Source organism: Pseudomonas sp. TZ252 (assembly GCF_056110345.1).
Genome location: NZ_CM148566.1, coordinates 5,819,404 through 5,837,570, shown reverse-complemented (window position 1 = coordinate 5,837,570; position 18,167 = coordinate 5,819,404). Strand labels below are relative to the sequence as shown.

Genomic DNA, 18,167 nt, shown 5'->3' with positions numbered 1-18,167 from the left:
TTCAGGCGCCTTCGCGCGCCGCGCGGCCCAGGCGCGGGGCGAGGATCAGGGCGATCCCGCCGAGCACCGCCAGGGTCGCCGGCGGCAATCGCGGGGCGAGCGGCTCGCCGAGCAGCAGGGCGCCGCAGAGGGCGGCGAGCACCGGCACGCTGAGCTGCACCGAGGCGCCCTGGATCGCCGTCAGCCCCGGCAGTGCGCTGTACCAGACGGCGTAGCCGAGGCCGGAGGCGAGGGCGCCGGAAAGCAGGGCATAGGCCAGCCCGGCGCCGTCCAGCCGCAACTGTCCGTGGAATGCCAGGAGCAGCAGGGCGGCGAAGGCAAGGGCACGCAGGAAGTTGCCCGCGCTGACCGCCAGCGGATCGCCGCCGCCGCGGCCGAGCAGGGTATAGAGGCCCCAGGCGAGGCCGGACAGGAGCATCAGCAGGGCACCGCCCAGCGGCGGCGCGCTGGCTCCGGGGAGCAACAGGAACAGCAGGCCGCCCAGGGCCAGCAGGAAACCGAGCAGCGCCTGTCCGCCCAGCCGTTCGCCGCGCAGCAGGCCGGCCAGCAGCAGGGTGACCTGTACCGCGCCGAATAGCAGCAGCGCGCCGGTGCCGGCGTCCAGCTGCACGTAGGCGTAGGAGAACGCGGCCGCGTAGACGAACAGCGCCGCCGCCCCGCGCCAGCCGCCGCGCGCGGGCGTGGCCGGGCGCCGGCGCAGATGCAGCAGGATGGCGAGCATGAGGGCGCCGGAGAAGAGACGCAGGGCGGTGAAACTGACCGCGTCGATGGCGGTGTCCTTCAGCGCCGCGCGGCAGAGCAGCGAATTGCCGGCGAAGGCCAGCATCGCCAGGACAGTGAGCAGCAGGGTACGGCGGTCGGGCATCGGCGGGTCTCAGCGGCGCAGGTAGGCGGCGAAGTCGATGTCGCCGGCGCTGAGGATCGCCTGGACCCGGTTGTGTACCTTGAGCTTGCGCAGGATCGCCGAGACGTGCGCCTTCACCGTGGTCTCGGCGATGTCCAGGTTGTAGGCGATCTGCTTGTTCGACTCGCCCTTGGTCATCCGCTCCAGCACCAGCAGCTGCTTGCGGGTCAGGGCCTGGAGCAGTTCCGGGGAGATGCCGTGTTCTTCGTGGCCGCTGCGTCGCGGCGAACTCTTCTGGGTGCGGATCACGTCCGAGGGCAGGTAGACGTTGCCGTTGAGGATCTGCTCGATGGCTTCGGTCATCTGCGCGCGTGGCGAGGACTTGGTGATGAAGCCCACCGCGCCGTAGGTGATGGCCTGTAGCACCACCTGCTTGTCCTGCTCGGCGGAGACGATAACCACGGGAATGGTCGGGGCCTCGTTGCGCAGGTTCATCAGGCCGTTGAGGCCGTGCATGCCGGGCATGTTCAGGTCGAGCAGGATCAGGTCGAGGTCGTCGTGTTCCTGGGTCAGGCCCAGGGCGCTGTCGAGGTCGGCGGTTTCCATCACTTCGCTGCCGGGGAATCCGTCGGCGATGACATTGTGGATGGCCTCGCGGAACAGCGGGTGGTCGTCGGCGATCAGGATCTTGTACATGGCCTGCACCTCGTTATTGTCGTTATGGGCGGCTGGTGGCGGCTCGGGGCACGCGGGCGGATGCGAATGCGCTCACGGTAGCAGTCGTGGGCGCGATAGCCCAGCGGGTGGGCGTTCCGCCGCGCGCTGCCGGGGACGCGTCGCGGACGGTCGGCAGCCGGGTAGGCGGAGAAGGCGAACTCGGTACTGCGGCGGGACCGCCGCAGGGTAGTCGGGCGCTACGCGGGGCAAGGCAAGGCGGGGCATGGCGGCTTCTCGTCGGTTCTTCTTGTATGCGTCATTACAGGGCAGGCGCGCTGCTTTGGAAATTCGACGTCCGGAGGGGTGAACCAGTACCAAAGTAGCAGGACCAGGCGCTTGCGCAGCGCTCCTGCTGCATTGGCGGCGCCCGCAAGGGCGGCTGGAGGCGGGTGGCCGCGCAAAAGTAGCGGCCCGGCAGTACCAAGGTAGTAGCACGCCGTGGCTCCGCGCGTCCTAGCATGTCTCGACAACGACAATGGACAGGAGTCGCCGCCATGCGCATCGCCGTCACCCTGGTGTTGCCCATCCTGCTGATCCTCAGCCTGCTCGGGTTCGATTTCCTCTATTCCCGCCACCTCGGCCAGGAAAGACCTGCCGCCTGCGCCGTCGGACAGGCCTGTCGGATCGCCCCCTGAGCCACGCCATGGATGACCTGCGACCCGCCGGCCCGGCGGAGTACCGCTGGCTGCTCGCCGTGCAGGAGCGCGAGCGGCGCTTGCTGGCCCAGGCGGTGCATGACGATATCGGCCAGTACCTGACGGGCATCCGCACCCAACTGTTGTTGCTGCGCTGCACGGCAGGCGACGGGCAGCCGGCGCTGGCACGCCTGGAGCGCTACTGCCAGGGGCTGGACGACAGCTTCCGCGCGCTGCTGCGCGGTCTACCGCCGCCGGCCCTGCAACGCCAGTCGCTGGACGAGGCGCTGCGCGCCTGCGTGGCGGACTGGCAGGAAGGTCAGGGCATCGCCTGCGAGCTGCGCCTGGGCGGTCCGCTGCCGCCCCTGGATGCGGCGGCCGGGACCCATCTCTACCGCCTGTTGCAGGAGGCGCTGAACAACGTCGCCCGGCATGCCGGCGCCAGCCGCGTGCGGATCCGCCTGCAATGCCGTGGCGGCTTTCTCTACCTGAGCGTACGCGACGACGGTCGCGGCTGCGCGGCGGACCCGGCACCCGGCTTCGGCCTGGACTCGATGCGCCAGCGCGCGCGCTGCCTGGGCGCTGAACTGAGCCTGCGCAGCCGTCCCGGACAGGGCCTGGCGTTGCGCCTGCGGATGCCGCTGGAACGCGACGACTGAGAGGAGAGGACGATGAAGATCCTGCTGGTGGACGATCATTTCGTGGTCCGCGAAGGGCTGGCCGCGCTGTTGCGCGGGCTGCTCCCCGACGTGGAGGTGAACGAGGCCGGCGACGGCGAAGAAGCCTTGCAGGCGGTGCAGCGGGAAATTCCTTCGCTGGTCATCGTCGATCTCGGCCTGCCGGGCATCAGCGGCCTGGAACTGACTCGCCGGCTGCGCCAGCGCCTGCCGCAGTTGCGTGTGCTGTTCTTCAGCCTCCACGACGAACTGGCCCTGGTGCGCCAGGCGCTGGATGCCGGTGCCCGCGGCTACGTGACCAAGCGCGCGGCGCCGACGGTGCTGCTGGAGGCGATACGGCGAGTGCTCGCCGGCCAGCTCTATCTGGAGCAGCCCCTGGCCACGCGCCTGGCCTGCCAGTCGTGGGAAGAGCAGGGCGGGGCAGCGTTGCGCGGGCTGACCCGTCGCGAGTTCGAGATCTTCCGCCTGCTCGCGCGTGGCCTGGCCCTGCGCGAGGTGGCCGAGCACCTGGGGGTAAGCGCCAAGACCGTGTCCAACCATGTCAGCCTGCTCAAGCAGAAGTTGCAGGTGAGTACCCAGGCGGAACTGGTGCACCGGGCCATCGACAGCGGCGTGCTGCGGCTGGGCCTGCCGCTGCCGCTCGCCGAGGAGGCTCGCGGCAGCCTCGGCTAGGGGGGGCCGTCGCTGCTGTCCGGCGCTTCACTGCCAGCCCGCGGGGCAATCCTTGCAACCCTGCATGTTGCTGCCCTGGAAGTTGCCGAAGCGCACCTTGCTGCCGCGCAGGTCGGCATCTTCCAGGTTGGCCTCGGCCAGCTTGACTTCCTGCAGGTTGGCGTCGCGCAGGTCGGCGCCCTTGAGATCGGCGCGGGACAGCCAGGTCATCTCCAGGTCGGCGGCGCGCAGCGTGGCCTGGTGCAGGCGGCCGCCGCTGAGACGGGCGAACTCCAGGTAGGCGGCGGTGAGGTCGGCGCCTTGCCACTGGGCGCCCTGGGCGAACAGGCCCCAGGCCTGGATCGCCACCGCCCTGGCGCCGGAGAGGTCGGCGCCGCGCAGGTTGGCTTGCTGCAGGCTGGCGCGGGTGAGGTCGGCACCACGCAGGTTGGCTTTTTCCAGGTTGGCCAGGTCGAGCCTGGCGTGACGCAGGTCGGCGCCGGAGAGATCGGCGCCGGCCAGGTCGATGCGGCCGAGGTCGAGGTTGCGCAGGTCGGCGCCGCGCAGGTCGGCCTTGGCGCAGCGCGCGCCGGGCTCCAGGCGGCAGCCGGCGATGACGCGGACGTCGTCGATGTCGTCGGCGGCCTGGGCCAGGCCGGCGCCGAGCAGGGCGGCGCAGAGGAGGAAGGTCTTCATCGGGATACTCCGCAGGCGGGGAAAGCCGCGCCTCGCAGGGCGCGGCGCGGGGATCAGCGGCTGGCGGTGCGGTTGTCCCAGCTGGGCAGCTTGAATACCCAGAAGGAACCGCCCTGGGCCACCGGCCGGGTCAGGTCGGCCATGTCGCCGCCCCACAGCGGCACGGCGCCGCCGTAGCCGACGGTCACGCCGAGGTACTGCTCGCCGTCCTGTTCCCAGGTGATCGGTGGCGAGACGATGCCGCTGCCGGTCTGGAATTTCCACAGCTCCTTGCCGCTCTTCGCGTCGAAGGCCTTGAAGTAGCCGTCGCCGGTGCCGGTGAACACCAGGTTGCCGGCGGTGGCCAGCACCCCGGCCCAGAGCGGCAGGTGTTCCTTGTGTTCCCAGACCACCTTGCCGCTGACCGGGTCCATGGCGCGCAGGCTGCCGACGTGGTCGTCGTACATGCGCTTGATCCGGAAGCCCATGCCAAGGTAGGCGCTGCCCTTCGTATAGCTGACCTCCTCGGTCCAGTAGTCTTCCTTCCAGTGGTTGGCCGGCACGTAGAACAGGCCGGTGTCCTGGCTGTAGGCCATCGGGTTCCAGTTCTTGCCGCCGAGGAACGGCGGCGATACTTCCACCGCCTTGCCATGCTTCTGCCCCGGTTCCGGCAGCGGCGGGCGCTGGCCCTCGCGCTCCACCGGGCGGCCGGTCTTCAGGTCGATGTGGCTGGCCCAGGTGATGTTGTCGACGAAGGGGAAGGCGTTCTGCAACTTGCCGTTGCTGCGGTCGACCACATAGAAGAAGCCGTTGCGGTCGGCGTGGGCGGTGGCCTTGACGATCTTGCCGTCCTTGGCCTTGTAGTCGAACAGCACCAGTTCGTTGTTGCCGGAGAAGTCCCAGGCGTCGTTGGGGGTGTGCTGGTAGAACCACTTCACCTCGCCGCTGCTCGGGTCCACCCCGACCTGGCCGGAGGTGTAGAGGCTGTCGTAGTCGTGCGGGTTGCCGCCCTTGGCGGTGCGCGCCCAGGTGTTCCACGGGCCGGGGTTGCCGGCGCCGACGATGATGGTGTTGGTCTCGGCGTCGAAGCTGGCGCTCTGCCAGGGAGCGCCGCCGCCGTGGCTCCACGACTCGACCTTGCCGGTCGGAGAGTTGCGATCGTCCGGCCAGGAGGGCGCCTTGACGTCGCCGGTCACCGTGCTGTCCTTGCCGTTCAGGCGGCCCATGTGGCCTTCGACGAAGGGACGCATCCAGATTTCCTCGCCGGTATCCGGATCGCGGGCGAACAGGCGGCCGACCACGCCGAACTCGTCGCCCGAACTGCCGTGGATCAGCAGGACCTTGCCGGTCTTGCCGTCCTTCACGATGGTCGGCGCGCCAGTCATGGTGTAGCCGGCGCCGTGATCGGCGAACTTCTTCTTCCACACCACCTTGCCGGTGTTCTTGTTCAGCGCCACCACCGAGGCGTCGAGGGTGCCGAAGAACACCTTGTCGCCATAGATCGCGGCGCCGCGGTTGACCACGTCGCAGCACGGGCGGATGTCGTCGGGCAGGCGGTGGTTGTAGGTCCACAGGCGCTTGCCGGTCTTCGCATCGAGGGCGAACAGCCGCGAGTAGGAGGCGGTCACGTAGATCACGCCGTCGCTGACGATGGCCTGGGACTCCTGGCCGCGCTGTTTCTCGTCGCCGAAGGAGTACGACCAGGCCGGGGTCAGCTTGAACACGTTGTCGGCGTTGACCTGCTTGAGCGGGCTCCAGCGCTGGGCGTGGGTGCCCATGCCGTACTGCAGCACGTCGCCGGTGGTCTTGTCGTCGTTGGCGATGTCCTCCCAGGTCACATCCTTGGCCAGCGCGGCGCCAGCGCTGCCCAGGGCGACGGCGAAGGCGAGGCAGTGCAGGCTCGGGCGCAGGAGGCCGGCAGGGGCGGGTGAGGTTCTTGTTGTCATGATCGGGTTCCCGTTTGGAGTGAGGGTCGAGAAACGGCAGGCCGCTGCTCGGGCCGCGGCGGCTTCATGGTGGAAGCGGGGCGCGCCGACGGGAACGGAAGATCGCCCGATTCGTCCGGGAAGACTTCCCGGACGGGGCATGACTTGGACTTGCTGCCAAAGCCCCGCGTAAGGCCTTCCGAGGCTCTACTCCGAAGGGAGTAGGCGAGGACGCCCAAAGCAGGATTCGGGCGCGCGGCGGAGCTTCCTAGGATGGCGATGAGCGCCGTTTGGCGCCCGTGCCTTGTCCTGTCTCCCCGGAGGAATGAAGTGATGAACAAGAACAACGCCTTGCGCGGCCTGCTGGTGCTGGCCGGTCTCAGCCTCTCGAGCCTGGCGCTGGCCCACGGCGATGTGACCCCCCAGGCAGTGGACACCAAGGGACTCGAGCCGCTGGGCAAGGAATGGCGCGACACCAACCCCTACCGCAAGCCCTACGCCAAGCACGACCTCGCCGTCGAGATCGGCGCCTCCGCCTACAACCAGAACTGCGCGCGCTGCCACGGCCTGGAAGCCAAGTCCGGCGGCATCGCCCCGGACCTGCGCCTGCTGGAGACCGGCGCCGAGGGCGACGAATGGTTCAAGGAGCGGGTCATCAACGGCGCGGTGCGCGATGGCGCGGTGTACATGCCGAAGATGGCCGACTTCATCAGCCAGGAAGGCCTCTGGGCGATCCGCAGCTATCTGGAAAGCGTGCACGTCGACGAGTGACGCGCCCGACCCTTCGCCGCCGACCGCGGCGCCCTTGCACGAGTCCGCCGCGCCACGGCGGAACGACCACACAGGAGAGCTTCGCCATGATCTACGCAGCGCCCGGAACCCCCGGTGCCGTCGTCACCTTCAAGCCTCGCTACGGCAACTACATCGGCGGCGAGTTCGTGCCTCCGGTCAAGGGCCAGTACTTCACCAACACCTCGCCGGTGAACGGCCAGCCGATCGCCGAGTTCCCCCGTTCCACCGCCGAGGACATCGACAAGGCCCTCGACGCCGCCCACGCCGCCGCCGACGCCTGGGGCCGCACCTCGGTGCAGGAGCGCTCGAACATCCTGCTGAAGATCGCCGACCGCATCGAGCAGAACCTGGAACTGCTCGCCGTCACCGAGACCTGGGACAACGGCAAGGCCGTGCGCGAGACCCTCAACGCCGACATCCCCCTGGCCGCCGACCACTTCCGCTACTTCGCCGGCTGCATCCGCGCCCAGGAAGGCTCCGCCGCCGAGATCAACGACAGCACCGTGGCCTACCACATCCACGAGCCCTTGGGCGTGGTCGGGCAGATCATCCCGTGGAACTTCCCGCTGCTGATGGCCGCCTGGAAGCTGGCCCCGGCGCTGGCCGCCGGCAACTGCGTGGTGCTCAAGCCGGCCGAGCAGACCCCGCTGGGCATCTGCGTGCTGCTGGAAGTCATCGGCGACCTGCTGCCGCCGGGCGTGCTCAACGTCGTCCAGGGCTTCGGCAGGGAGGCCGGCGAGGCCCTGGCCACCAGCAAGCGCATCGCCAAGATCGCCTTCACCGGTTCCACCCCGGTCGGCTCGCACATCCTCAAGTGCGCGGCGGAGAACATCATTCCCTCCACCGTCGAGCTGGGCGGCAAGAGCCCGAACATCTATTTCGAAGACATCATGCAGGCCGAGCCGGCGTTCATCGAGAAGGCCGCCGAGGGCCTGGTGCTGGCCTTCTTCAACCAGGGCGAGGTGTGCACCTGCCCGTCCCGCGCGCTGGTCCAGGAGTCGATCTACCCGGCATTCATGGAAGAGGTGCTGAAAAAGGTCAGGGCGATCAAGCGCGGCGACCCGCTGGACACCGAGACCATGGTCGGCGCCCAGGCTTCCCAGCAGCAGTACGAGAAGATCCTCTCCTACCTCGGCATCGCCCAGCAGGAAGGCGCCGAGCTGCTCGCCGGCGGCAGCGTCGAGAAGCTCGAAGGCAACCTGGCCAGCGGCTACTACATCCAGCCGACCCTGCTCAAGGGGCACAACGGCATGCGCGTGTTCCAGGAGGAAATCTTCGGCCCGGTGGTCGGCGTCACCACCTTCAAGGACGAAGCCGAGGCCCTGGCCATCGCCAACGACACCGAGTACGGCCTCGGCGCCGGCCTCTGGACCCGCGACATCAACCGCGCCTACCGCATGGGCCGCGGGATCAAGGCCGGTCGCGTGTGGACCAACTGCTACCACCTGTACCCGGCCCACGCCGCGTTCGGCGGCTACAAGAAGTCCGGCGTCGGTCGCGAGACGCACAAGATGATGCTCGACCACTACCAGCAGACCAAGAACCTGCTGGTGAGCTACGACATCAACCCGCTGGGCTTCTTCTGAGCGGTCCTCAGCCGCCGCGGATCGCTCCGACCCGCGGCCTTTCCGCCAAGGCACCTGCGGGTGCGCTCGTCCCGCGTCCCGACGCGGCTTTCCCCATGGCGGGTTCTGGCGCGACGCGGCCCTGGCCGCGTCTTTTTTTTCGCCTCGCCGCCGCCCCTGCATGGACTAGGCTTCTGCCCTGCACCAGGGCGAACCAGGGGGCGCAACGGCGTTCTCCCGGCGAACCTTGGGCGGGACAGGCAGTCCCTACCAAATCAGGGGGAAAACTCCTTCGAAAGTCTCATTCGGAGCGAGCCCCGCTGATGTTTAACTCGACCTGCCGGAATCGCCCGGCCCCACCAGAGAGGATCGACCCCATGTGGACCAAGCCCAGCTTCACCGACCTGCGTCTCGGTTTCGAAGTGACCCTCTACTTCGCCAACCGCTGATCCGTTCGGCCCCGGTCTTCCGGGGCCTCCCTCCAGCCCGCGGGGCAGACCCATGCACATCCGTATTCTCGGTTCGGCCGCCGGCGGCGGCTTCCCCCAGTGGAACTGCAACTGCCGCAACTGTCGCGGGGTCCGCGACGGCAGCGTAGCGGCCCAGCCACGCACGCAATCCTCCATCGCCCTGTCCGACGACGGCGAGCGCTGGATCCTCTGCAACGCCTCGCCCGACATCCGTGCCCAGATCGCCGCCTTCCCGGCCCTCCAGCCGGCGCGTCGGCCGCGCGATACGGCGATCGGCGCGATCGTCCTGCTCGACAGCCAGATCGACCACACCACCGGCCTGCTCAGCCTGCGCGAAGGCTGCCCGCACGAAGTCTGGTGCACGCAGATGGTCCACCAGGACCTCAGCGAAGGCTTCCCGCTGTTCCCCATGCTTTCCCACTGGAACGGCGGCCTGCGCCATCGGCCGATCGCCCTCGATGGCGAGCCTTTCGCCATTCCGGCCTGTCCGCGCCTGCGCTTCACCGCGATCCCCCTGCGCAGCAGCGCGCCGCCGTATTCCCCGCATCGCGGCGACCCCCATCCGGGCGACAACATCGGCCTGTTCGTCGAGGACCTCGATAGCGCCGGTACCCTGTTCTATGCGCCGGGCCTCGGTGAGGTGGACGAGGCGCTGCTCGAATGGATGCGCCGCGCCGACTGCCTGCTGGTGGACGGTACGCTCTGGCGCGATGACGAGATGCTGGTCTGCGAGGTCGGCGACAAGCTCGGCCGGCAGATGGGGCACCTGGCGCAGAGCGGGCCGGGCGGCATGCTCGAGGTGCTGGCGAAGGTGCCGGCCGCGCGCAAGGTGCTCATCCACATCAACAACACCAATCCCATCCTCGACACCGCTTCGGCAGAACGCGCCGAACTGGATGCCAGTGGCATCGAAGTGGCCTGGGATGGCATGCACATCCAGCTGTAGGGGGCCAACATGAGCCGTGCCGCCATGGATCGCGCCGAATTCGAACGGGCGCTGCGCGACAAGGGACGCTACTACCATATCCACCATCCGTTCCATGTCGCGATGTACGAGGGCCGTGCCAGTCGCGAACAGATCCAGGGCTGGGTGGCGAACCGTTTCTACTACCAGGTCAACATCCCGCTGAAGGACGCGGCGATCCTGGCCAACTGTCCCGACCGCGAGGTCCGCCGCGAGTGGATCCAGCGTATCCTCGACCACGACGGCGCCCCCGGCGAGGCGGGCGGCATCGAGGCCTGGCTGCGTCTGGCGGAAGCGGTGGGCCTGGAGCGCGAGCAGGTGCTGTCCGAGGAGCGGGTGCTGCCCGGCGTGCGCTTCGCCGTCGACGCCTACGTCAACTTCGCCCGTCGCGCCAGTTGGCAGGAGGCGGCGAGCAGTTCGCTGACCGAACTCTTCGCCCCGCAGATCCACCAGTCGCGGCTGGACAGCTGGCCGCGCCACTATCCGTGGATCGAGGCGGCCGGCTACGAGTATTTCCGCAGTCGCCTGGCCCAGGCCCGGCGCGACGTCGAGCACGGCCTGCGGATCACCCTGGAGCACTATCGGACCCGCGAGGCACAGGAACGCATGCTGGATATCCTGCAATTCAAGCTGGACGTGTTGTGGAGCATGCTCGACGCGATGAGCATGGCCTACGAACTCGAACGCCCGCCGTACCACACGGTGACCCGCGAGCGGGTCTGGCATCGGGGGCTGGCATCATGAGCCTGCCGTCGCTCGACAGCGTGCCGATGCTGCGCCGGGGCTTCCGCTTCCAGTTCGAACCGGCCCAGGACTGCCATGTGCTGCTCTACCCCGAAGGCATGGTCAAGCTCAACGACAGCGCCGGGGAAATCCTCAAGCTGGTCGATGGCCGCCGCGACGTGGCGGCCATCGTCGCGGCGCTGCGCGAGCGTTTCCCCGAAGTCCCCGGCATAGACGAAGACATCCTGGCGTTCCTCGAGGTGGCCCATGCGCAATTCTGGATCGAGCTGCAGTGAAAGCGTGGGGCCGCCGCTCTGGCTGCTGGCCGAGCTGACCTATCGCTGTCCGTTGCAGTGCCCGTACTGCTCGAACCCGCTGGAATTCGCCCGCGAGGGCGCCGAGCTGAGTACCGCGGAATGGATCGAGGTGTTCCGCCAGGCCCGCGAGCTGGGCGCCGCACAGCTCGGTTTCTCCGGCGGCGAGCCGCTGCTGCGCCAGGACCTCGCCGAACTGATCGAGGCAGGGCGCGGCCTGGGCTTCTACACCAACCTGATCACCTCCGGCATCGGCCTCGACGAGGCACGCCTGGCGCGCTTCGCCGAGGCCGGGCTGGACCACGTGCAGATCAGCTTCCAGGCCGCCGACGAAGAAGTGAACAACCTGCTCGCCGGCTCACGCAAGGCCTTCGCCCAGAAACTGGCGATGGCCCGCGCGGTGAAGGCGCACGGCTATCCGATGGTGCTCAACTTCGTCACCCACCGGCACAACATCGACAACATCGAGCGGATCATCCAGCTGTGCATCGAGCTGGAAGCCGATTACGTCGAACTCGCCACTTGCCAGTTCTACGGCTGGGCCGCGCTGAACCGTGCCGGGCTGCTGCCGACCCGCGCCCAACTGGAGCGCGCCGAGCGGATCACCGCCGAATACCGCCAGCGGCTGGCCGCCGAAGGCAATCCGTGCAAGCTGATCTTCGTCACCCCCGACTACTACGAGGAACGGCCGAAGGCCTGCATGGGCGGCTGGGCCAGCGTATTCCTCGACATCACCCCCGACGGCACCGCGCTGCCGTGTCACAGCGCGCGGCAATTGCCGGTGCAGTTTCCCAACGTGCGCGAGCACAGCCTGCGCCACATCTGGTACGAATCGTTCGGCTTCAACCGTTACCGCGGCGACGCCTGGATGCCCGAACCCTGCCGTTCCTGCGAGGAGAAGGAGAGGGACCACGGCGGCTGCCGCTGCCAGGCGTTCTTCCTCACCGGCGATGCCGACGCCACCGACCCGGTCTGCGCCAAGTCGGCACGGCACGACCTGATCCTCGCGGCCCGTCGCCAGGCCGAGGAGGCGCCGCTTGGCCTGGACGCGCTGACCTGGCGCAACCAGCGCGCGTCACGCCTGATCTGCAAGGCCTGAGGCAATGGTCGACTACGGCGGCTGGCCGAGCGACTGGAGCGCCGAGCGCGCGGTGGCCGCCGGGCGCGATTTCAGCGAGCTGAAGGCGGCCCATGGTGGGCTGGCCTGGGTGGAATTCGATCCGGCCAGCGCGCGCTCGCGCCTGTACCTGTGGCGCGACGGCGTGCTGGAGGAGCCCACCGCGCCGGACGGCTCGGTGCGCAGCCGGGTCTACGAGTACGGCGGCGGCGCCTGCTGCGTGACGCTCGACGGGCTGGCCTGGGTCGACGAAACCGACCAGCAGGTACGCCGCTGGCGAGCGGGCCGCGCAGCCCAAGTGCTGGGCGGCGGGGCGCAGTGTCGCTACGGCGACCTGGCCTACGTCGATGCCTGGGATGCCCTGCTGGCGGTGGAAGAGAGCCATGGGCCGACCGGGGTCGTGCATCGCATCGTGCGCCTGGACGCCGATGGCGCGCGCCGGGTGCTGGTCGAGGGCGCCGATTTCTACGCCGCGCCGCGTGCCGCCGGCCAGGGGCGGCGGCTGGCCTGGATCGAATGGGACCGTCCGCACCAGCCCTGGACCGAGACCCGCCTGGGCCTGGCGGAGAATGGGCGTACGCGCTGCCTGGCCGGAGCCGGAGGCGGCGAGTCGATCCAGCAACCACGCTTCGATCCCGCCGGCCGCCTTCACTGGCTGAGCGACCGCGACGGCTGGTGGCGTCCCAGCGCCGAGGTAGCGTTGGCCGGCCGCTTCGCCGATGCCGACCACGCTGGCGCGCCCTGGCAATTGGGCGCTTGCAGCTACCTGCCGCTGGGAGAGGGAAGGCTGCTGCTCAGTCGCGTCGAGGCCGGCGGCGGGCAACTGTTCCTGCGCGAAGCGGACGGCAGCGAGCGGCGCCTGGCCGCGGACTGGAACCGGTTCGCCGGACTGGCCGCGGATGCCCGGGCGTTCTACTGCATCGCGGCGGCGGCCGGGCGCCTGCCGGCGCTGCTGGCGATCCATCGCGACGAGCTGCGTGTCGAGGTGCTGCGTGGCGGCGAGCGACCGCTGGCGGAGGACGACCTGTCGCATCCGCAGGCCTTCGTCTATGGGCTGGGCAACGGCGAAAACGGCCACGGTTTCTTCTATCCGCCGCGCAATGCCCGCCGCCGCGTCGATCCCCGACGACCAGCGCCGCTGCTGGTGTGGCTGCATGGCGGACCGACCTCGATGCATTCGCCGGCGTTCGATGCCGGCCTGCAGTTCTGGACCCAGCGCGGTTTCGCTGTGGCGGCGCTGAACTACCGGGGCAGCAGCGGCTACGGCCGCGCCTATCGGCAGCGCTTGCGCGGCCAGTGGGGGCGCCTGGAGTTGCGCGATATCGAGGCCGCGCTGGCGCAGCTGGACGCGGAGGGACGGATCGACCGCGCCCGGGTCTTCGTCCGTGGCGCCAGCGCCGGAGGCTACAGCGCGTTGCGCGCCCTGGCTTGCCTCGATGGCCTGCGCGGCGGCGCCAGTCTCTATGGGGTCAGCGATCCGTTGGCACTGGCGCGTTGCACCCACAAGTTCGAGGGTGACTACCTCGACTGGCTGATTGGCGACCCGCTGCGCCAGCGCCGTCGCTACCTGGTGCGCAGCCCGGTGCTTCAGGTCGGGCGTATCCGCGCGCCGGTAGTGTTCTTCCAGGGCGGGCTCGACGCGGTGGTGGTGCCGGAGCAGACCGAGGCGATGGTCGCCGGCCTGCGGCGCAGCGGCGTGCGCGTGGAGTGCCACCGCTATCCGCAGGAGCGCCACGGTTTCCGCCAGCCGGCCAATCGCGCCCATGCGCTGCTGGCGGAATGGCGCTTCTACCTGGGCCTGCTGGAGGATTGAAAGGGCCGCCAAGGTCGCATTGCAATAACCGACGAATGCAGTAGGCTGCCGGCAATGTCCGATAACAATAAGAATGGTCTGTCAGATGAGCCACGACCTCAGCCAACTGCGTAAATTCGTCTCGCCCGAGATCATCTTCGGCGCCGGCTGCCGGCACAGCGTCGCCAACTACGTGAAGACCTTCGGTGCGCGCAAGGTCCTGCTGGTCTCCGACCCCGGCGTGCTCGCCGCCGGCTGGGTCGCCGACATCCAGGCAAGCCTGGAGGGGCAGGGCATCGACTACTGCCTGTATACCGACGTTTCGCCCAACCCCCGGGTCGACGAGGTGATGCTCGGCGCCGAGTTCTATCGCAGCGAGGGCTGCAACGTGATCGTCGCGGTGGGCGGCGGCAGCCCGATGGATTGCGCCAAGGGCATCGGCATCGTCGCCGCCCATGGCCGCAGCATCCTCGAGTTCGAAGGCGTCGACCGGCTGCGGGTGCCGAGTCCGCCGCTGATCCTGATCCCGACCACCGCCGGGACTTCGGCGGACGTCTCGCAGTTCGTGATCATTTCCAACCAGGACGAGCGCATGAAGTTCTCCGTGGTGAGCAAGGCGGTTGTGCCTGACGTCTCGCTGATCGACCCGGAAACCACGTTGACCATGGATCCCTTCCTTTCGGCCTGTACCGGCATCGATGCACTGGTACACGCCATCGAGGCGTTCGTCTCCACCGGCCACGGGCCGCTGACCGATCCCCACGCGCTGGAAGCGATGCGCCTGATCGATGGCAATCTGGTACAGATGATCGCCAATCCCGGCGACATCGCCCTGCGCGAGAAGATCATGCTCGGGAGCATGCAGGCCGGGCTGGCCTTCTCCAACGCCATCCTCGGCGCGGTGCATGCCATGTCGCACAGCCTCGGCGGCTATCTCGACCTGCCCCACGGCCTGTGCAACGCGGCGCTGGTCGAACACGTGGTGGCGTTCAACTACAGCGCCGCGCCGGAACGCTTCAAGGTGATCGCCGAGACCTTCGGCATCGATTGCCGCGGTCTGACCCAGGGGCAGGTCCGCCAGCGCCTGGTGGACCACCTGATCGCCTTCAAGCACGCCGTGGGTTTCCACGAGAGCCTCGCCCTGCACGGGGTCGGCAGCTCCGACATTCCTTTCCTCTCGCGCCACGCGATGCAGGACCCGTGCATCCTTACCAACCCGCGCGAGTCGAGCCAGCGCGATGTCGAGGTGGTCTATGGCGAGGCCCTCTGAGCAGCAGCAGGAGGCCCTGGCCGGGTTACTCGGCCTGGGCAGCCACTCCGCGCGCAAGAGCCACTACCCGGAGCTGCTGGCGCGCCTGGAGGAGCTGGAGGCCGAGCGCAACCGCTACAAATGGCTGTTCGAGCACGCGGTGCACGGCATCTTCCAGGCCAGCCTCGGCCAGGGGCTGCGCGCCGCCAATCCGGCGCTGGCGCAGATGCTCGGCTACGACGATCCGCAACAGGTGCTCTGGTCGCTGGAGGACATGGCCGGGCAACTGTTCGTCGGCGGCGAGGCCGAGATGCGACGGATCCGCGCGCTGCTGCGCGAGCGCGGCGGCCTGTTCGGCTACGAGACGCGCCTCTGGCGCAGGGACGGCAGTCACATCGAGGTATTGATGAACCTGCTGCTCAGGCACGACGAGGAAGAATTGGTCGAAGGTTTCGTCGCCGACATCACCGAGCGGGTCCAGGCCCAGCAGCGCCTGCAGACCATGAACGAGGAGCTGGAGCGGCGGGTAGCCGAGCGCACCCACGAGCTGGAAGAGCTCAACCGCCAGTTGCGCCAGGCGCGCGACGCCGCCGAAGCCGCCAACCACAGCAAGGACAAGTACCTCGCCGCCGCCAGCCACGACCTGCTGCAACCGCTCAACGCGGCGCGGCTGCTAGTCGACACCCTGCGCGAACGGGGCCTGCCGGCCGCCGAACTGCAACTGGTGGAGCGCACCCACCTGGCCCTGGAAGGTGCCGAGACCTTGCTCACCGACCTGCTGGAAATCGCCCGGCTCGACCAGAGCGCGATCCGTCCGGACCTGGACGACTATTCCCTCGACGAACTGCTCGCTCCGCTGGCCTCGGAGTTCGAGGAAGTCGCGCGTGCCGCCGGCCTGGCCCTGCGTGCGCGGATCCCGCGACTGGCAGTGCGCACCGACGCGCGCCTGCTGTCGCGGATCCTGCGCAACTTGCTCAGCAACGCCTGCCGCTACACCGAGCGCGGCAGCGTGCTGCTGGGGGCGCGCCGGCGTGGCGGCAAGGTACGCCTGGAGGTGTGGGACACTGGCCGGGGCATCCCCGCCGACCAGTTGCAGGCGATCTTCCTCGAGTTCAACCAACTGGACGCCGGGCGCGCTTCCGAGCGCCGTGGCGTCGGACTCGGGCTGGCCATCGTCGACCGTATCGCCGGCATCCTCGGCTACCGCATCGAGGTGCATTCGACTCCAGGCCGAGGCTCGCTGTTCGCCATCGAGGTGCCGCTGGTCCGCAAGCCGGCGCGGCCAACACCCGGCGAGGCGATTGCGCGGGTTTCGGCTGGTGATCCGCTGCCGGGACGGCGGCTGCTGGTGGTGGACAACGAGACCGAGATTCTCTTCAGCATGTCCGCGCTGCTCGGCCAGTGGGGCTGCGAGGTGCTTACCGCCACCGACCTGGAAGGCGCGCGCAAGGCGCTCGATGGCCGCGCGCCGGATGCGATCCTGGTCGACTACCATCTGGACCACGGCGCTACCGGTTGCCAGTTGCTGGGCGCCTTGCGCGAGGACTACGGCGCGGAGATCGCCGCGGTGATGATCACCGCCGACCACAGCGACGATTGCCGCCGCGCGCTGGCCCGCCTGGGCGTGCCGCTGCTCAACAAGCCGCTGAAGCCCGGCAAGCTGCGCGCGGCCCTGAGCGCCTTGCTCGGCGAGCTCTAGAACGCGTACCGCCGCCTGGGACGGTGCACGCCCTAGCCAGGCCGGCGGCTGCGCCGGTGCAGTGCGACGGCCAGGGCCAGCCCGCCGAGCGAGGCCAGGCAGGCGAAGAGGAACATCGAGCGGAAGCCGAACAGGTTGGCGACGAAGCCCACCAGGGGCCCGGTGATGCCCAGCGACAGGTCGACGAACAGCGAGTAGGCGCCCAGCGCCGCGCCACGGTTGGAAGCCGGTACCAGGTTCACCGCTTCCACGCCGAACGCCGGGAACACCAGGGAGAAGCCGAAGCCGGTGAGGGCCGCGCCGGCCAGGCCGACCCAGGGATTCGGCGCGCTCCACAGCAACAGCAGGCCGAGGCTTTCGACGCCGAGGCAGATGATCGCCACGCGGAAGCCGCCGAGCCGGTTGATGCTATTGGCGAACAACAGCCGGGCGCCGATGAAGCAACCGCCGAAGGCACTCAGGCAGAGCACTGCGTTGGCCCAGCCACGGCTGGCGTAGTAAAGGGTGATGAAGGTGGCGATGGTGCCGAAGCCGATCGCCCCCAGCGCCAGGCCCATACCGTGCGGGGTGACCCGGCCGAGCACATGGTGGAACGGCAGTCGCTCGCCGTGCACCAGCGGCGCCGGCAACTTCGGCCAGGCCAGGGCGAAGCCGAGCGCCCCGAGCAGGACGATGGACGCGCCCATGCTCCACAGCCCCAGCCACTGCACCAGCAGCACCCCTAGCGGCGCCCCGAGGGCGATGGCGCCGTAGCTGGCGATGCCGTTCCAGGAAATCACCTTGGCGGTGTGCGGCGCGCCGACCCGGCCGATGCCCCAGCCGATCGCCGCCGAGCCGACCAGGCTTTCCGCCGCGCCGAGTACCAGGCGGCCGACCAGCAGGCTGGCCAGGCTCAGCGCCGGCCAGCCCTGGATCGCCACCGAGAGCAGCATGAACAGCCCGCTCGCGGCGCTGCCGGCCATGCCGTAGAGCACCGCGCGCTTCGGCCCGAGGCCGTCGATGACGCGCCCGGCGTAGGGCCGGGCGAGCAGGGTGGCGAGGTACTGCAGGCTGATCACCAGGCCGGCCAGCACCGAGCCGTAGCCGAGGTCGTCGTGCACGTAGCCGGGCAGCACCGCCAGCGGGATGCCGATGGTCAGGTAGCCGATGAAGGTGAACATCACCACCGAGACGATCTGCAGGGTGACGTTCTGCCGGGCGCTGTCCTGCGCCGGCGGGGTGGGGCGGATATCGACGGACATGTGGGAAACGCGGTCGCAGTGGGTTGTCGCGGTCCGCCATGATGACCGTTGCAGATGACGAATGAAAGCAGGCTAACGGATTCGCCGGGCTATCGGCGACGCGCGGTGCCCGGCGCT

The 18,167-nt window shown here is 69.1% G+C and carries 18 protein-coding genes; 13 read left to right on the top strand and 5 right to left on the bottom strand.

From position 1 onward, the window contains the following. Position 1 precedes the first annotated feature (1 nt). Together ACYAF3_RS26920 and agmR are read right to left on the bottom strand one after the other, a co-directional pair. Positions 2-865 carry a DMT family transporter gene (locus ACYAF3_RS26920; RefSeq protein WP_012614237.1) on the bottom strand — a complete coding sequence of 288 codons (864 nt, stop codon included), beginning with the start codon at positions 863-865 and terminating at the stop codon, positions 2-4. A 9-nt stretch (positions 866-874) separates the two neighbouring features. Continuing rightward, positions 875-1,540, bottom strand: a complete 666-nt coding sequence (agmR, locus tag ACYAF3_RS26915) for a response regulator AgmR (protein WP_003107754.1) — start codon at positions 1,538-1,540, stop codon at positions 875-877. 515 nt (positions 1,541-2,055) lie between these two features. On the opposite strand from agmR, the gene ACYAF3_RS26910 reads away from it, so the two are divergent. The 3 genes from ACYAF3_RS26910 to ACYAF3_RS26900 are packed head-to-tail and all read left to right on the top strand — an operon-like array spanning position 2,056 to position 3,545. Further along, entirely contained in the window at positions 2,056-2,196 is a 141-nt protein-coding gene (locus ACYAF3_RS26910) for a hypothetical protein (protein ID WP_003088510.1), read from the top strand. An 8-nt stretch (positions 2,197-2,204) separates the two neighbouring features. Then, positions 2,205-2,855 carry a sensor histidine kinase gene (locus tag ACYAF3_RS26905; protein WP_003107757.1) on the top strand — a complete coding sequence of 217 codons (651 nt, stop codon included), beginning with the start codon at positions 2,205-2,207 and terminating at the stop codon, positions 2,853-2,855. A gap of 12 nt (positions 2,856-2,867) precedes the next feature. Next, entirely contained in the window at positions 2,868-3,545 is a 678-nt protein-coding gene (locus ACYAF3_RS26900; RefSeq protein WP_003124732.1) for a response regulator transcription factor, read from the top strand. A gap of 27 nt (positions 3,546-3,572) precedes the next feature. On the opposite strand, the gene ACYAF3_RS26895 is transcribed toward ACYAF3_RS26900, so the two are convergent. Next, the gene (locus tag ACYAF3_RS26895) at positions 3,573-4,220 is read right to left on the bottom strand and encodes a pentapeptide repeat-containing protein (protein WP_003088520.1); all 648 of its coding nucleotides are present in this window, start codon (positions 4,218-4,220) and stop codon (positions 3,573-3,575) included. Between the two features lie 53 nt (positions 4,221-4,273). After that, entirely contained in the window at positions 4,274-6,145 is a 1,872-nt protein-coding gene (gene exaA, locus ACYAF3_RS26890; protein WP_003088524.1) for a quinoprotein ethanol dehydrogenase, read from the bottom strand. A 312-nt stretch (positions 6,146-6,457) separates the two neighbouring features. On the opposite strand from exaA, the gene pedF reads away from it, so the two are divergent. From pedF to ACYAF3_RS26840, 10 genes are all read left to right on the top strand, one after another. Further along, complete coding sequence (gene pedF, locus ACYAF3_RS26885; protein WP_003107652.1) at positions 6,458-6,895, top strand: cytochrome c-550 PedF; 438 nt, start codon at positions 6,458-6,460, stop codon at positions 6,893-6,895. 86 nt (positions 6,896-6,981) lie between these two features. Then, positions 6,982-8,502, top strand: a complete 1,521-nt coding sequence (gene exaC, locus ACYAF3_RS26880; RefSeq protein WP_474726775.1) for an acetaldehyde dehydrogenase ExaC — start codon at positions 6,982-6,984, stop codon at positions 8,500-8,502. A 356-nt stretch (positions 8,503-8,858) separates the two neighbouring features. Continuing rightward, positions 8,859-8,930, top strand: a complete 72-nt coding sequence (pqqA, locus tag ACYAF3_RS26875) for a pyrroloquinoline quinone precursor peptide PqqA (RefSeq protein ID WP_003106462.1) — start codon at positions 8,859-8,861, stop codon at positions 8,928-8,930. A gap of 52 nt (positions 8,931-8,982) precedes the next feature. Continuing rightward, positions 8,983-9,897, top strand: coding sequence for a pyrroloquinoline quinone biosynthesis protein PqqB (gene pqqB, locus ACYAF3_RS26870; RefSeq protein ID WP_003106464.1), 915 nt, complete (start codon positions 8,983-8,985; stop codon positions 9,895-9,897). Between the two features lie 9 nt (positions 9,898-9,906). After that, entirely contained in the window at positions 9,907-10,659 is a 753-nt protein-coding gene (gene pqqC / locus ACYAF3_RS26865) for a pyrroloquinoline-quinone synthase PqqC (RefSeq protein ID WP_003111679.1), read from the top strand. Beyond that, positions 10,656-10,934, top strand: a complete 279-nt coding sequence (pqqD, locus tag ACYAF3_RS26860) for a pyrroloquinoline quinone biosynthesis peptide chaperone PqqD (protein ID WP_003088542.1) — start codon at positions 10,656-10,658, stop codon at positions 10,932-10,934. The genes pqqC and pqqD overlap by 4 nt, the downstream gene beginning before the upstream one ends. Further along, positions 10,906-12,051: a pyrroloquinoline quinone biosynthesis protein PqqE gene (gene pqqE / locus ACYAF3_RS26855; RefSeq protein WP_023115384.1), complete on the top strand. Its 1,146-nt coding sequence runs from the start codon at positions 10,906-10,908 to the stop codon at positions 12,049-12,051. The genes pqqD and pqqE overlap by 29 nt, the downstream gene beginning before the upstream one ends. 4 nt (positions 12,052-12,055) lie before the next feature. Continuing rightward, the gene (locus ACYAF3_RS26850; RefSeq protein ID WP_128669639.1) at positions 12,056-13,882 is read left to right on the top strand and encodes an alpha/beta hydrolase family protein; all 1,827 of its coding nucleotides are present in this window, start codon (positions 12,056-12,058) and stop codon (positions 13,880-13,882) included. Between the two features lie 85 nt (positions 13,883-13,967). Then, positions 13,968-15,131, top strand: a complete 1,164-nt coding sequence (gene ercA / locus ACYAF3_RS26845) for an alcohol dehydrogenase-like regulatory protein ErcA (RefSeq protein WP_003088548.1) — start codon at positions 13,968-13,970, stop codon at positions 15,129-15,131. Further along, a complete protein-coding gene (locus ACYAF3_RS26840) occupies positions 15,115-16,809 on the top strand; it encodes a hybrid sensor histidine kinase/response regulator (RefSeq protein WP_474726769.1) in 1,695 nt (564 codons plus the stop codon). Before ercA ends, ACYAF3_RS26840 begins: the two co-directional genes overlap by 17 nt. 32 nt (positions 16,810-16,841) lie before the next feature. On the opposite strand, the gene ACYAF3_RS26835 is transcribed toward ACYAF3_RS26840, so the two are convergent. Then, entirely contained in the window at positions 16,842-18,050 is a 1,209-nt protein-coding gene (locus ACYAF3_RS26835) for an MFS transporter (RefSeq protein ID WP_003113497.1), read from the bottom strand. Between the last annotated feature and the right edge of the window lie 117 nt (positions 18,051-18,167).

Bases quoted from the DNA above. Each gene is read 5' to 3' on its own strand.
- exaA (WP_003088524.1), bottom strand. From the start codon at position 6,145: ATGACAACAAGAACCTCACCCGCCCCTGCCGGCCTCCTGCGCCCGAGC.
- pedF (WP_003107652.1), top strand. From the start codon at position 6,458: ATGAACAAGAACAACGCCTTGCGCGGCCTGCTGGTGCTGGCCGGTCTC.
- ACYAF3_RS26905 (WP_003107757.1), top strand. From the start codon at position 2,205: ATGGATGACCTGCGACCCGCCGGCCCGGCGGAGTACCGCTGGCTGCTC.
- ACYAF3_RS26850 (WP_128669639.1), top strand. From the start codon at position 12,056: ATGGTCGACTACGGCGGCTGGCCGAGCGACTGGAGCGCCGAGCGCGCG.
- ACYAF3_RS26840 (WP_474726769.1), top strand. From the start codon at position 15,115: ATGGCGAGGCCCTCTGAGCAGCAGCAGGAGGCCCTGGCCGGGTTACTC.
- ACYAF3_RS26920 (WP_012614237.1), bottom strand. From the start codon at position 865: ATGCCCGACCGCCGTACCCTGCTGCTCACTGTCCTGGCGATGCTGGCC.
- ACYAF3_RS26895 (WP_003088520.1), bottom strand. From the start codon at position 4,220: ATGAAGACCTTCCTCCTCTGCGCCGCCCTGCTCGGCGCCGGCCTGGCC.
- ACYAF3_RS26900 (WP_003124732.1), top strand. From the start codon at position 2,868: ATGAAGATCCTGCTGGTGGACGATCATTTCGTGGTCCGCGAAGGGCTG.
- pqqE (WP_023115384.1), top strand. From the start codon at position 10,906: ATGCGCAATTCTGGATCGAGCTGCAGTGAAAGCGTGGGGCCGCCGCTC.
- pqqC (WP_003111679.1), top strand. From the start codon at position 9,907: ATGAGCCGTGCCGCCATGGATCGCGCCGAATTCGAACGGGCGCTGCGC.
- exaC (WP_474726775.1), top strand. From the start codon at position 6,982: ATGATCTACGCAGCGCCCGGAACCCCCGGTGCCGTCGTCACCTTCAAG.
- pqqD (WP_003088542.1), top strand. From the start codon at position 10,656: ATGAGCCTGCCGTCGCTCGACAGCGTGCCGATGCTGCGCCGGGGCTTC.
- ACYAF3_RS26910 (WP_003088510.1), top strand. From the start codon at position 2,056: ATGCGCATCGCCGTCACCCTGGTGTTGCCCATCCTGCTGATCCTCAGC.
- agmR (WP_003107754.1), bottom strand. From the start codon at position 1,540: ATGTACAAGATCCTGATCGCCGACGACCACCCGCTGTTCCGCGAGGCC.
- ercA (WP_003088548.1), top strand. From the start codon at position 13,968: ATGAGCCACGACCTCAGCCAACTGCGTAAATTCGTCTCGCCCGAGATC.
- ACYAF3_RS26835 (WP_003113497.1), bottom strand. From the start codon at position 18,050: ATGTCCGTCGATATCCGCCCCACCCCGCCGGCGCAGGACAGCGCCCGG.
- pqqB (WP_003106464.1), top strand. From the start codon at position 8,983: ATGCACATCCGTATTCTCGGTTCGGCCGCCGGCGGCGGCTTCCCCCAG.